Annotated in this window: 13 protein-coding genes and 1 pseudogene; 13 read left to right on the top strand and 1 reads right to left on the bottom strand. The window is 72.0% G+C overall.

Annotated elements, in window-relative coordinates; genetic code table 11:
* Positions 1–123: 123 nt before the first annotated feature.
* The 11 genes and pseudogenes from AB0C22_RS12105 to ahcY all read left to right on the top strand — a co-directional run bounded on the left by AB0C22_RS12105 (position 124) and on the right by ahcY (position 10,823).
* Positions 124–666, top strand: a complete 543-nt coding sequence (locus AB0C22_RS12105; protein ID WP_357534856.1) for a hypothetical protein — start codon at positions 124–126, stop codon at positions 664–666.
* The gene (locus AB0C22_RS12100; RefSeq protein WP_219467394.1) at positions 638–928 is read left to right on the top strand and encodes a hypothetical protein; all 291 of its coding nucleotides are present in this window, start codon (positions 638–640) and stop codon (positions 926–928) included. The genes AB0C22_RS12105 and AB0C22_RS12100 overlap by 29 nt, the downstream gene beginning before the upstream one ends.
* Before the next feature lie 148 nt (positions 929–1,076).
* Positions 1,077–1,274: a hypothetical protein gene (locus AB0C22_RS12095; RefSeq protein WP_208570320.1), complete on the top strand. Its 198-nt coding sequence runs from the start codon at positions 1,077–1,079 to the stop codon at positions 1,272–1,274.
* Positions 1,275–1,311: 37 nt separating this feature from the next.
* Positions 1,312–1,947 (top strand): annotated as a pseudogene (gene nfi / locus AB0C22_RS12090) (deoxyribonuclease V); the annotation flags it as partial.
* 297 nt (positions 1,948–2,244) lie between these two features.
* The gene (locus tag AB0C22_RS12085) at positions 2,245–3,717 is read left to right on the top strand and encodes a hypothetical protein (protein ID WP_357534853.1); all 1,473 of its coding nucleotides are present in this window, start codon (positions 2,245–2,247) and stop codon (positions 3,715–3,717) included.
* A gap of 69 nt (positions 3,718–3,786) precedes the next feature.
* Positions 3,787–5,169: a phosphomannomutase/phosphoglucomutase gene (locus AB0C22_RS12080; protein WP_208570322.1), complete on the top strand. Its 1,383-nt coding sequence runs from the start codon at positions 3,787–3,789 to the stop codon at positions 5,167–5,169.
* 63 nt (positions 5,170–5,232) lie between these two features.
* Positions 5,233–5,418, top strand: a complete 186-nt coding sequence (locus AB0C22_RS12075) for a Trm112 family protein (protein ID WP_088642951.1) — start codon at positions 5,233–5,235, stop codon at positions 5,416–5,418.
* Positions 5,415–6,611 (top strand): SIS domain-containing protein, encoded by a 1,197-nt coding sequence (locus AB0C22_RS12070; RefSeq protein WP_208570323.1) that lies wholly within the window; start codon positions 5,415–5,417, stop codon positions 6,609–6,611. The genes AB0C22_RS12075 and AB0C22_RS12070 overlap by 4 nt, the downstream gene beginning before the upstream one ends.
* A 91-nt stretch (positions 6,612–6,702) precedes the next feature.
* Complete coding sequence (locus AB0C22_RS12065; protein WP_219467397.1) at positions 6,703–7,710, top strand: cation diffusion facilitator family transporter; 1,008 nt, start codon at positions 6,703–6,705, stop codon at positions 7,708–7,710.
* Positions 7,711–7,712: 2 nt separating this feature from the next.
* The gene (gene manA / locus AB0C22_RS12060) at positions 7,713–9,026 is read left to right on the top strand and encodes a mannose-6-phosphate isomerase, class I (protein WP_357534851.1); all 1,314 of its coding nucleotides are present in this window, start codon (positions 7,713–7,715) and stop codon (positions 9,024–9,026) included.
* A gap of 309 nt (positions 9,027–9,335) precedes the next feature.
* The gene (ahcY, locus tag AB0C22_RS12055) at positions 9,336–10,823 is read left to right on the top strand and encodes an adenosylhomocysteinase (RefSeq protein ID WP_219467402.1); all 1,488 of its coding nucleotides are present in this window, start codon (positions 9,336–9,338) and stop codon (positions 10,821–10,823) included.
* 104 nt (positions 10,824–10,927) lie between these two features.
* On the opposite strand, the gene AB0C22_RS12050 is transcribed toward ahcY, so the two are convergent.
* Entirely contained in the window at positions 10,928–11,098 is a 171-nt protein-coding gene (locus AB0C22_RS12050; protein WP_219467404.1) for a hypothetical protein, read from the bottom strand.
* A 300-nt stretch (positions 11,099–11,398) separates the two neighbouring features.
* Here AB0C22_RS12050 and efeU point away from each other — a divergent pair, with 300 nt between their 5' ends.
* On the top strand, positions 11,399–12,295 hold the full coding sequence (gene efeU, locus AB0C22_RS12045) for an iron uptake transporter permease EfeU (RefSeq protein WP_357534848.1): 897 nt from the start codon (positions 11,399–11,401) through the stop codon (positions 12,293–12,295).
* 25 nt (positions 12,296–12,320) lie between these two features.
* Positions 12,321–13,454 (top strand): iron uptake system protein EfeO, encoded by a 1,134-nt coding sequence (gene efeO, locus AB0C22_RS12040; RefSeq protein ID WP_219467407.1) that lies wholly within the window; start codon positions 12,321–12,323, stop codon positions 13,452–13,454.
* Positions 13,455–13,475: the final 21 nt, after the last annotated feature.

Below are 13,475 nucleotides of genomic sequence, written 5' to 3'. Positions count from 1 at the left end.
GATGAGGCTATTCTACCCGGAGTGGGACATGTTGCCCGGCCAAGGCCGGGGCGCTAATCGGTCACACTGGCGTGAAGGTGAAGGAAACGTCCAGTCAGATTCTGTTTCGTAGTGTCACAGGTAGTGTCTTACGAGCAGGCGGTGCATGGGACCGTGGCGGAGTTGAGTCGTGCCGGATTCACGGTTGACGAGCGCTCCTGTAAGAACTTCTGGCGGTCCGGCAATCGGTTCTACGGCTTCAACTGCACCGTCCGCTCCCCGCAGGGGCAGCTCTTCGAGTTGCAGGTGCACAGCCAAGCTTCCCGCGCCGCGTGGTTGGCGACACACCGCGCGTACGAGGTGCTGCGTCGCACGACCCAGTCGCCGGCACAACGGGTCGAAGCATTCTTGGAGATGTTGTCGATCAACCGTCGCCACGGAATGCCCGCCGAAGTGCCCACCCAGCTTGCGGAGTTCTTCGCTGCGAAGGATGCCACCTTTGCGAAGTGGATACACCTCAACAGGGGCGTCTGGTGGTCCTACATCGAGGCGCTCCGAACTGATGGGCGAGACTTTGCGGGTGTCGCTGCGCAGTTCGGGCTGACGGCGCAGGACTTCCCCGTATCTCCCGAACTGGAACATCACATGGAGCGTCAGAGTGTTGACCTACTACGTTCTGTCCCGTAACGCCCAGACGGCTGAGCCGGCAGGTGTGTTCGTGATCGACCCGGCCCGGGGGCATGCCCTGATGTGGGACCACCGCCGCCGCTCATGGGTGTACAACCCTGGGCTCGTTACCCGATTTCTTGACGACTATCGAAATCTCGACCGTTACCGCGAGGTCGACCGGGCTGCTGCCGATCAGGTCGCGTTGGCAGTGACGGGAGGACAGCTCCTCCCGGACGCCGAAACCATCGAAGGCATTTTCGAGCAGGCGGCAGGCGAGTAGATCCCGCCAAGCCGCACTGCCCGGCGGGTATGGAGCGGTGAGGGTGGATGGGTCTGACGCCTCGTAGAAGCAGCCTGCCTGAAGGCGGGACGCCGCCGGCAGCCTCCGGCGAAACGGGTGCTTTGCGGTAGCTGAATAGGATGAGGTGATGTACCCCTCCGCCAACAAGCGCCAGCTCACCGCCTGGGTGTCGGGCCTGCTCATCGGCATCGTCATCGGGTGGAGCATGTTCGAGGACGCCGTCGGTGTGGTGTTCGGGATCTCCATCGGCACCATCTTCGCGATCGCCTTCGGGGCCTTCGGCAACAAGAAGGAAGAGGGCGGGCGCGACGGTGAGCCGAGCTGAGTCGGCTCGGCGGCCCGAGCAGCACCGCAGCACCGAGCTGACGGTCGCCGAGGCGGTGGCCGTACAGGACCGGTTGCGGCCCCAGGCGGACCTGATCGGGCCGGGGCCATGCCGGCCTGCGACGGTGGCCGGCCTGGACGTGGCGTACGCCGAGAGTGGTGACCTGCTCGCCGCAGCCGTGACCGTGCTCGACGCCACGACCCTGGAGGTGGTGGACCGGGCGGTCCACGTCGGCCGGCCCGCCTTCGGGTACGTGCCGGGGCTGTTCGCCTTCCGGGAGCTGCCGGCGTTGCTGGCCGCCCTGGACCGGTTGACGACCCGCCCGGAGCTGCTGGTCTGTGACGGGCACGGGTTGGCCCACCCGCGTCGCTTCGGGTTGGCCTGTCATCTGGGCGTGGTGACCGGGCTGCCGGCGATCGGGGTGGGTAAGACCCCGCTGGTGGGCGGGTGGACCGGGCCGGGTCCGCGCCGGGGGGACGCCGCCCCGCTGGTCGATGCCGGTGCGGTCGTCGGCCGGGTGCTGCGTACCCGGGACGGGGTGAAGCCGGTGTTCGTCAGCGTCGGGCACCGGATGAGCCTGGACAACGCGGTCGACCAGGTGCTCGCGTTGACTCCCCGGTACCGGCTGCCGGAGACCACCCGGACCGCCGACCGGCTCTGCCGTGACACCCTCGCCGCCGCGACGGGGCTGGTCGGGGAGGAGTTCGTGGGCAGTGAGCCGGCCGGTGTCGAGCCGGCGGCCACGGCGCCGGCCGGCACGGGTGGCGGGTCGCCGAACGCAGCCGTGCGTCGGCGGGGTGGGCGGCCGGCGCCGGCCCGCCCATCCTGAGCCCTGCCGCCGAAGGGCCCGGTGCCGCCCGCCCCGGGAACGAGTAATACGGCCCACATGCGGGACGCTCTGTCACCGGGTGGGTCGCTGACCGGGTTGTAACCTGACCCGCGGCCCCGCCGGGGCGGGAGGGGAGGGGAGATGTCCGTGTGTCGGCAGGCGACGCGGGTGGTGGCCGTCGGTGCGCTGCTCGGTGGCCTGGTGGCGGTCGGCGCGCTCCCCGCGTATGCGGACTCGGACCGGGTGCGGGTCCGGGCCTCGGGTGCCTTCTCCGCCGGTGGTTCCCCGGGCGCGGTCTCGATCGAGGTGCGTAAACGTAGCGCCGGATGCGTGTCGCTGCGCACCGCGCTGGGGCTGAGCCTCACCGGGGTTGGCGCGGACCAGGTGCGGGTAGAGGTGCAGACCGGGGGCCGCTGGTCCAGCGTGCCCGTTTCCGGAGACGGTGGCGTGGTGCGGGTCTCCCGTACCTCGTCGGCGGCTCCACCGTTGTGCAGGGGGAAGAGCAGCACCGTCCGCTACCGGGTGGCGTTCCTGGCCGGGGCACCGGCGGGTCGGTTGGCCGTGGTCGGTGAGGCGACCACGGCGGTCGGCCGGCTGATCGGCCGGGGCACCGACACGTCCAGGGTCGGCGGGAGGGCTGCCGGTACCCCGACCCCGAGTCCCACCCCGACCAGGAAGCCCACGCCCACCCCCGTCGCGTCCACCCCCGTGCCCGCGACGGAGCCGGTGGCCACCCAGGCCGTGCTCGCCGCCTCGCCCGCCGGTCGGGCCGCCGCCGCAGAGACCTCCGGAGGATCCATGATCATGTACGCCGGTATCGCCCTGGTGGTCCTGGGTGCCGGGCTCATCGCCCTGTTGATCTTCCGGTCCCGGGCCGATCGGGCCCGCGCCAGGGCGGCCGGTGCCGACCACGCCCCGGCCGCCGGCCCGGCTGACTTCCCGGCCGTCCCGCAGCCCCGCAACCCGGGTCCGACCACCTACCGCTCCGGGGTCGCGGTGCCGGGTCCGCCCCCGCCACCCGCCGGCCAGGTGTACGGGGGCCAGCAGCCGCCCGCCGGTGGCCAGGTGTACGGGCAGCCGCAGCCCCAGCCGTCCGCGCCGGCCCGCCCCGGCAGCCTGTACGGGGCACCCGGCACCTACCCGGCGGTGACACCCGCCCCCGCCCCGCGCCCGGCCGGCGGGGTGTACGGTGCCCGCCCGGCCTCCGCCCCGGACCACCCCGCTTCCGCCCCACCCTCGGCTGCCCCATCGGTGTCGGCCCGGGCCGTCCCCGTCCAGCCGGTCGCCGCTCCGCCTGCCCCGCCCGTCTCGGCCCAGGCCGTCTCGGTCCCGCCTGTTCCGGCTCCGCCCGTCTCGGCTTCGGCTGTCTCGGCTCCGTCGGTCTCGGCTCCGCCCGTCTCGGCCCCGCCTGTTCCGGCTCCGGGTGTCCCCGTGCCGCCGGCTCCGGACGGCTCCACCGCAGGCCGGTCGGCTGCCGCCCCGCAGGCCCCGTCGGCCGCTGTGCCGCCGGCCCCGGCACGGCCCGTCTCCGTCCCGCCCGACCAGGGGCGGTCCGCTCCGACGCCCACCGCCGGCGGTGGGTCGACAACGATCATGCCCCAGCTCCCCGGCTAGCACGGGACGGACGCCACCGCTCCGATACGCTCAGGGTCGTTGACGACCCCTGTCGAGGAGCTGAAACCGGTGTCTGACCTGTCCCAGATCGTGAAGGCGTACGACGTCCGTGGGACGGTGCCCGACCAGTGGGACGAGCGGGCGGCCGAGGCGCTGGGGTCCGCCCTCACCCAGGTGCTCAACTCCTCCGGTGAGCCGGGCGACGCCGTGCTGGTCGCGCACGACATGCGGGCCACCGGCCCGGGGCTGGCCGCCGCCTTCGCCACCGGGGTCCGGGCCGAGGGGCGGGCCGTGATCGAGCTGGGGCTGGCCTCCACCGACATGCTCTACTACGCTTCGGGCGCGCTGGGCCTGCCCGGGGCGATGTTCACCGCCAGCCACAACCCGGCGCAGTACAACGGCATCAAGATGTGCCGCTCCGGTGCCCGCCCGATCGGCCAGGACAGCGGCCTGGCCGACATCCGGGTCCGGGCCCAGGCGCTGCTGGACTCCGGCACCCGCCCCACCGCCGCGCCGACGGCCCCCGTCGACCGGCGTGACCTGCTCCCCGACTATGCGGCCCACCTGCGCAAGTTGGTGGACCTGTCGACCATCCGCCCGCTCAAGGTGGTGGTGGACGCGGGCAACGGGATGGGTGGCTACACGGTGCCGAGTGTGCTCGGCGACGCGGCGCTGCCGGCCCTGCCGTTGGAGATCGTCCCGCTCTACTTCGAGCTGGACGGCACCTTCCCCAACCACGAGGCCAACCCGCTCGACCCGAAGAACCTGGTCGACCTGCAGCGGGCGGTGGTGACCCACTCCGCCGACCTGGGCCTGGCCTTCGACGGTGACGCCGACCGCTGCTTCGTCATCGACGAGCGGGGCGAACCGGTCTCCCCGTCGGCGATCACCGCCCTGGTCGCCGCCCGCGAGCTGGCCAAACACCCCGGCTCCACGGTGATCCACAACCTGATCACCTCCCGCGCGGTCCCGGAGATCATCCAGGAACACGGGGGGGTGCCGGTGGTGGCCCGGGTCGGCCACTCCTTCATCAAGGCCGAGATGGCACGCACCAACGCGATCTTCGGGGGCGAGCACTCGGCGCACTACTACTTCCGGGATTTCTGGTTCGCCGACACCGGGATGCTCGCGGCCATGCACACCCTGGCCGCATTGGGCGAGCAGTCCCAGCCGCTGTCCCTGCTGGCCAGCGTCTACGAACGGTACGTCGCCTCCGGCGAGATCAACTCCACGGTGACCGACCAGGCCGCCCGGGTGGCGGAGGTGCGGGCCGCCTACCCGCAGGCGGAGGCGGACGAGTTGGACGGGCTCACCCTGCGGTTCCCCGACGGCGCGTGGTTCAACCTGCGCGCGTCCAACACCGAGCCGCTGCTGCGGCTCAACGTGGAGGGGCCGACCCAGGAGCGGATGACCTCGCTGCGTGACGAGGTGCTGGAGCGGGTTCGCCGATAAGATCCCTCGCGCCGGTCGGCACCGTCGACCGGCACAGACCACACACGTGGAAGGAGCCGCGCCGTGGCCCTGGACCCGCAGTTGCTCGAAATCCTCGCCTGCCCGGACACACACCACGCACCGCTGGACTACGACGCTCAGGCCCAGACCCTCACCTGCACGCAGTGCGGTCGCATCTTCGAGGTGCGCGACGACGTGCCGGTGTTGCTGCTGGACGAGGCACGCGGTGGGCCGGAGGCGCAGCGGTGATGGAGGGGACGGCCGGCGTGAGTGGCCGGCGGGTGGCCGACGAATCGATGCTGGACGACCCGGAGGCGGTCGCCAGCCACGACCCGGGTGGAATGTTGCGCTTCACCGCCTCCGCCGGGGCCCAGGTGCGGGAGTCCGCCGCGCTGGCCGCCGAGGCCAACCTGGCGCTGCTGGAGGACGAGGGCCGCCCCCGGGCGGTCGTCATCGCGGGCATCGGCACCGCCGGGCGTACCGGGGACGTGCTCGCCACGGTCGCCGGGCCGCGCTGCCCGGTGCCCGTCATCCCGCACCGCAGCGCCGGGGTGCCCGGCTGGGTCGGCGCGGCCGACGTGGTGATCGCGGTCAGCGCGTCGGGTCGCAGCCCGGAGGCGCTGGGTGCCGCCGAGGCCGCGCACCGCCGGGGTGCCCGGTTGGTCGCGGTCGGCGCCCCCGACTCGCAGTTGCAGTCGGTGGCCGAGCGGGCCCGTGCCCCGTTCATCCCGGTGCCCCGCCGAGCCCCGGCCCGCGCCAGCCTCTGGGCGCTCACCGTGCCGGTCCTGCTCGCCGCCCGTACGCTCGGCCTGGTGAAGGTCAACGAGGCGGATCTGGCCGAGACGGCGGCCCGGCTGGACGCCGACGCCGACCGGTGCCGGTCGACCGCCGAGTCCTTCGTCAACCCGGCGAAGTCGCTGGCCCTCGGGCTGGCCGGGTCGATTCCGATCGTCTGGGGGTCGTCCCCGCTGGCGACCGTGGCGGCCCGCCGGTTCGGCGACACGCTGTCGGCCAACGCCCGTTACCCGGTGGTCGCCGGGGCGCTGGGCGAGGCCGGCCGGGGCCGGGTCGGCCTGCTCGACGGCGTCTTCGGCGGCCTGGTGGAGTCGACCCGGGACATCTTCGCCGACGCGGACGAGGCCGAGCCCGACCCGACCCGGTTGCGGCTGGTGTTGCTGCGTGACGGCGGGCTCAACGCCGACGACGACACCGACGAACCGCTCGCCGTCGAGGAGCGCCGCGCCGACGCGGTGCAGACCCTCGCCGAGCGGCGGGGCGTGCGTTGCGACGTGGTCACCGCCGAGGGTGGTTCCGCGCTGGAACGGCTCGCCTCCCTCGTCGCGGTGCCCGACTTCGCGTCGATCTATCTGGCCCTGGCCCATGGGCTGGACCCGATGGCCGTACCGGCCGTCACCGAGATGAAGGAGCTGTCGAACCAGTGAACGCATGCAGGGACCGCGCTGTGGGCGAGCGGGCCGTCGGACCGGGTAGCGCGGCGTCTCACGTCGCCGCGTCGCGGAGCGGAGCGACAGCGTGAGCGCGAACGGTGGGACCAAGGCGATCATCGCCGCCCTGCTGGCTAACGTCGGCATCGCGATCACCAAGTTCATCGCGTTCCTGCTGACCAGCTCGTCGTCGATGCTGGCCGAGTCGATCCACTCGGTGGCGGACTCGGGCAACCAGGCGCTGCTGCTGCTGGGCGGTAAGCGGGCCAAACGGGCGGCCACCCCGGAGCACCCCTTCGGGTACGGCCGGGAGCGCTACATCTACGCGTTCATCGTGTCGATCGTGCTGTTCAGCCTCGGTGGCCTCTTCGCGCTCTACGAGGCGTGGCACAAGGCGGCCGACCCGCACCCGATCACCGCGTGGCAGTGGGTGCCGGTGACGGTCCTGCTGGCGGCCATCGTGATGGAGGGCTTCTCCTTCCGTACCGCGATCAAGGAGTCGAACCACACCCGGGGCAGCCAGTCCTGGGTGAACTTCATCCGTCGGGCCAAGGCGCCGGAGCTGCCGGTGGTGCTGCTGGAGGACTTCGGCGCGCTGGTCGGTCTGGTGCTCGCGCTGTTCGGTGTGGGGTTGACGCTGATCACCGGCAACGGCATGTGGGACGCTGCGGGCACCGCGATGATCGGCGTACTGCTGGTGATCATCGCGATCGTGCTGGCGATCGAGACGAAGAGCCTGCTGCTCGGTGAGGGTGCCGACCCGGCCGACCTGGCGACCATCGAGCGGGCCGTCACCGCCGGCCCCGAGGTCGAGCGGATCATCCACATGAAGACGCTCTACCTCGGTCCGGAGGAGCTGATGGTGGCCGCGAAGATCGGCGTGCCGGCCTGGGAGAGCGCCGAGGAACTCGCCCGGGGGATCAACGCGGTCGAGGCGCGGATCCGTACGGCCGTGCCGATCGCCCGGGTCATCTACCTGGAACCGGACATCTACAGCGTGGCCGCCGAGCGGGCCGGCACCGGCACGGCCGCGCCGACCGCCGTCGTGCCGTCGCCGAGCGAGTCGGGTGAGGTGGCCGGGCGGGCCGGGGGCTGAGCGTGGAGCTGCTCTACGGGTCGATCCGCGACTACGCCTGGGGGTCCCGCTCGGCGATCGCCGAGTTGCAGGGGCGACCGGTGCCCAGCGCCGGCCCGGAGGCGGAGTTGTGGCTGGGCGCCCACCCGGGCGGCCCGGCCACGGTCGACCGGGGCGGCGAGCGGATGAGCCTGACCGATCTGCTGGTCGCCGAGCCGGATCACTGGCTCGGCGACCAGGTGGTCGGCCGGTTCGGCACCCGGCTGCCGTTCCTGCTGAAGGTGCTCGCGGCGGAGGCCCCGTTGAGTCTCCAGGCCCACCCGGACGCCGAGCAGGCCCGCGCCGGGTACGCGGCCGAGCAGGCTTGCGCCGGGTCGCCGGCCGGGCAGGCTGAAGCAGGGCAGCCGGAAGCAGGGCAGGCTGAGGCCGGGCGGGCAGGGGTGGGCGGTGGCACCGGGGCGGGCCACGCCGGAACCGCTGCCGGGGCGGGCCACGCCGGAACCGTCGTCGGGGCGGGTCGGGGTGGGCGGCCGCGTAACTACGTCGATCCCTACCACAAGCCGGAGTTGCTGGTCGCGTTGACGCCGTTCGACGCGCTCTGCGGGTTCCGTGACCCGGCGGTGTCGGCGACGGCGTTGGCCGGTTTCGGCGTACCGGAGCTGTCGCCGGTGGTGGCCGCGTTGCGGGCCGGTCCGGCGGGGCTGCGCGAGGCCGTACGGACGCTGCTGACCTGGCCGGACGCGGACCGTGCCCGGCTGATCGGGGCGGTGCGCACGGCGGACGTGGCCGGGCCGGACGCCGACCTGGCCCGGGAGTTGGCCGACCGCTACCCGGCCGACCCGGGGGTGCTGGTGGCGTTGCTGCTGCACCACGTCCGGCTGACGCCGGGGGAGGCGATCTGGATGCCGGCCGGCAACCTGCACGCCTACCTGCGGGGCTGCGGTGTGGAGATCATGGCGGCCAGTGACAACGTGTTACGCGGTGGGCTGACCCCCAAGCACGTGGACGTCGACGAGTTGCTGCGGGTGCTGTGCTTCGAGGTGCTGGACGATCCGGTGATCGCCGCCCGTCCGGTGGCGTCCGGGGTGGTCCGGTGGCCGGTGCCGGTGGACGATTTCGCGTTGCACCGGGTGACGGTGGAGGCGTCCGGGCCGGAGGTCCGGCTGCCGTTGCCCGGCCCCCGGGTGGTGTTCTGCCACAGCGGCAAGGTCGCGGTGGACGACGGGGTCGGCACGGTGATGCTCGGTCCGGGGCAGGCCGCCGTGGGCACGGCCGCCGCGACGGCACTTGTCGTCTCCGGTACGGGCGCGGCGTTCGTCGCCAGTTGCGGCATCTGAACGATCTCACCCCTTTTCCGCAGCAGAGTTGGCGGCAGACGCGGCACGCCGCAAGTCCGACTTTCCCGAATTGCTTGACTATGCCGTGGCGCAGTGTAACTATATGTGTACGCAGCGTTGTCGCGACGAAGGTCCGGCGGCGCGCGGGGGAAACCAAACCGGGGGGATGCACGGGGCGGCCGGCAGGTGGGCGGAGGTTTCGTCCGGTGCCGACCGCCCCGTGTGCTGTCCCGAGGCGGCCCGCCGTGCGCCGCGAGAAGGCGAGCGTAAGGTGGATGGTCGCGCAGCCATCGTTCGACAGGAGCCTTCATGACCAGCACCCTCCCGGCGTCATCCAGCGACGCCCGGCCGGCCACCCTCGCCGAGGGCGACTACAAGGTGGCGGATCTGTCGCTCGCCGAGTTCGGGCGCAAGGAGATCCGCCTCGCCGAGCACGAGATGCCCGGCCTGATGGCGATCCGCCGTGAATTCGCCGACGCCCAGCCGCTCGCCGGCGCCCGGATCACCGGTTCGCTGCACATGACCATCCAGACCGCCGTCCTGATCGAGACGCTGGTCGCCCTCGGCGCGCAGGTCCGGTGGGCGTCCTGCAACATCTTCTCCACCCAGGACCACGCCGCCGCGGCGATCGTGGTGGGCCCCGAGGGCACCCCGGAGGCGCCGGGTGGCGTCCCGGTCTACGCCTGGAAGGGCGAGAGCCTGGAGGAGTACTGGTGGTGCACCGAGCAGGTGCTCGCCTGGCCGGACGGGCAGGGCCCGAACATGATCCTCGACGACGGCGGTGACGCCACCCTGCTGGTCCACAAGGGCGTCGAGTTCGAGAAGGCCGGGGTCGTCCCGCCGGTCGAGTCCGCCGACTCCGAGGAGTACGCGGTCATCCTCCAGGTGCTGCACCGCAGCCTCGGGGAGGACAACCAGCGCTGGACCCGGATCGCCGCCGGCATCAAGGGCGTCACCGAGGAGACCACCACCGGCGTGCACCGGCTCTACGAGATGCACCGGGCCGGCACCCTGCTCTTCCCGGCGATCAACGTCAACGACTCGGTGACCAAGAGCAAGTTCGACAACAAGTACGGCTGCCGGCACTCCCTGATCGACGGCATCAACCGGGCCACCGACGTGCTGATCGGCGGCAAGATGGCCGTCGTGCTCGGCTACGGCGACGTGGGCAAGGGCTGCGCCGAGTCGCTGCGCGGCCAGGGCGCCCGGGTCGTGGTGACCGAGGTCGACCCGATCTGCGCCCTCCAGGCGGCGATGGACGGCTACCAGGTCGCCACCCTGGAGGACGTGGTCGAGCAGGCCGACATCTTCATCACCGCGACCGGCTGCTTCGACGTCATCACCAACGAGCACATGGCCCGGATGAAGCACCAGGCCATCGTCGGCAACATCGGCCACTTCGACAACGAGATCGACATGGCCGGCCTGATGAAGCGCTCCGACGTCACCCGGGAGAACATCAAGCCGCAGGTCGACGTGTGGCGCTTCGACGACGGCCACGCCATCATCGTGCTCTCCGAGGGCCGCCTGCTGAACCTGGGCAACGCCACCGGTCACCCGAGCTTCGTGATGTCGAACTCGTTCGCCAACCAGACGATCGCCCAGATCGAGCTGTTCACCAAGACCGACGAGTACCCGATCGGCGTCTACGTGCTCCCCAAGCACCTGGACGAGAAGGTCGCCCGGCTGCACCTGGGCGCGCTCGGTGCCCGGCTGACCGAGCTGACGAAGGAGCAGGCCGCCTACCTCGGCGTCTCTCCGGAGGGCCCGTTCAAGCCCGAGCACTACCGCTACTGAGCACACCCGCGCAGGGCCGGCCGCCGAGCGGCCGGCCCTGCGCGCGTCCGGGGGTCTCGCGGCGCGGTGGGGCGGTCCGGCGGGGTCGTGGCCGGTGGATGCCGCTACCGTCGCCCGGCAGAGCGGATCTTGTCGCGGCGGGCCGGGCGGACCCAGGTCCACACGCACCAGGCGAGCCAGGCGAGGGACACGACCAGGGCCAGCGGGCGCAGTCGGAGTGCGTTGAGGACGATCACCAGCGCGAGCACGCCCAGCCACGGGCCGAAGCCCCTCACCGGTGCCGTCCCGGCTGGCGGTGGCGAAGCGCGCCGGGGGCGGAACTCACCGGTGGCGGGGCGTACGCGGGGCGGAGGGTGGGGGTGCGGGGCGTGTCGGGCACGGGCCGTCCTGTCCTGGGGTACGTCGGATTTTGCCACGTCGGGCGGCTGGCTGGCACCCCCCGGCCAGCGGGTCCGCCCGACCATCCCGGCCAGGGTGAACCCTGTCATGAACGACTTGACGGGACCCCGGATCAGGAGGAAGGTATGGCTGCCCTAAGTAAACTGAGGCATGCCTGACCACGACACGGAGTACCGATGTTCGCCACGTACCTGATCGGCCTGCGGGAGGGCCTGGAGGCGACGCTGGTCGTCAGCATCCTGGTCGCCTTCCTGGTCAAGTCGCAGCGCCGCGACCGGCTGCCCCAGGTGTGGGCCGGTGTCGGGCTCGCCGTGGCCCTGTCGGTGCTGTTCGGCTGGCTCATCGAGTACACCTCGACCTCACTGCTGGCCCGCTCCGAGGACCGGGAACTGTTCGAGGCGGTCACCTCGGTCACCGCCGTCGTCTTCGTGACCTGGATGATCTTCTGGATGCGTCGGGCCGCCCGGACGATCGCCGGTGAGCTGCGCGGCAGACTGAGCGAGGCGTTGGCCGTCGGCTCGTTCGCGGTGGCCGGGATGGCGTTCCTCGCGGTGGTCCGGGAGGGCCTGGAGACCGCCCTGATCTTCTACTCGGCGGCGCAGAGCGCGACCGGCGGCACCGGCTCCGGACCGCTGCTGGCGCTGATCGGCGGCATCGCCACCGCCGTCGGGATCGGCGTCCTGCTCTACCGCAGCGCCCTGCGGATCAACCTGTCGACGTTCTTCACCTGGACCGGCGCGCTGCTGATCCTGGTCGCCGCCGGCATCCTCAAGTACGGCGTGCACGACTTCCAGGAGGCCGGGGTGCTCCCCGGCCTCAACGACCTGGCCTTCGACATCACCGGCGTGCTCGACCCCAACACCTGGTACGCCGCCCTGCTCGCCGGCATGTTCAACATCACCGCCGCGCCGAGCGTGCTGGAGATGGTCGCCTGGGTCGCCTACGCCGTACCGGTGCTGGTGTTGTTCCTGCGGCGGCCGGCGGCCCCCGCGAAGCCCGCACCGGCCGGCGACCCGGCCCCCACCGGCGACGGTAACCCCACCACCCAGCCGGCCGTGTCGCGGCGAGCCTGAACCTTCCCGAGGAGACAAGCAAACGATGCGTACCACCCGTTTCCTGGCGCTCGCCGCCGTCGGCGCGCTTGCCGTCACCGGTGTCACCGCCTGCGGCGGCAAGGACGAGCAGCAGGATGGCACGGCCGCCAACACGGTCAAGGTCAAGGCCACCGACAGCGTGTGCGAGGTCGACGTCACCGAGTTGGACGCCGGTCAGGCGACCTTCACCGTGACCAACTCCGGCAGCAAGGTCAACGAGTTCTACGTCTACGCCGCCGGTGACCGGGTGATGGGCGAGGTGGAGAACATCGCCCCGGGGCTGAGCCGCGAGTTGCGGGTGGAACTGCCCGCCGGCACGTACGAGACGGCCTGCAAGCCGGGGATGAGCGGCCGGGGCATCCGGGGCGCGCTGAAGGTCAGCGGCACCGCCGCGACCGTGGCCCCGGACGCCGCGCTGACCCAGGCCACCGCCAGCTACCAGCGGTACGTGACCAGCCAGACCGCCGCCCTGCTCACCAAGACCGAGGAGTTCGTCGGCGCGGTCAAGGCCGGCGACGTGCCGAAGGCCAAGGCGCTGTACCCGGTGGCCCGCACCTACTGGGAGCGGATCGAGCCGGTCGCGGAGAGCTTCGGCGACCTCGACCCCAAGATCGACGGTCGGGAGGAGGTCATCGAGGAGGGCATGGAGTTCACCGGCTTCCACCGGATCGAGAAGGACCTCTGGACCACCGGCGACATCAGTAAGGACGGCCCGATCGCCGACCGGCTGCTGGTCGACGTCAAGGAGATCGTGGCCCGGGCCAACGCCGAGAAGCTCACCCCGCTCCAGCTCGCCAACGGGGCCAAGGCCCTGCTCGACGAGGTGGCCAGCGGCAAGATCACCGGCGAGGAGGAGCGGTACTCGCACACCGACCTCTGGGACTTCAACGCCAACCTGGAGGGCTCCAAGGCCGCCGTCGCCGCGCTGCGACCCGCGCTGGAGCAGCGCGCCCCCGAGCTGGTCGCCCAGCTCGACAAGGAGTTCGCCAACGTGGAGGCGGCGCTCGGCAAGCACCGCGACGGCGACGGCTGGAAGCTGCACACCCAGCTGAGCAAGACCGACCTCAAGGAGTTGTCGGACAGCATCAACGCCCTCGCCGAGCCGGTCAGCAAGGTCGCCGCCGCCGTCGCCCGGTGACGACGGGTCAGCACGGCCGTC

Origin of the sequence: Micromonospora sp. NPDC048894 (assembly GCF_040649765.1) — a bacterium.
Taxonomy (GTDB): Bacteria; Actinomycetota; Actinomycetes; order Mycobacteriales; family Micromonosporaceae; genus Micromonospora; species Micromonospora antibiotica.
This window is presented reverse-complemented; position numbering and strand designations above follow the sequence as displayed.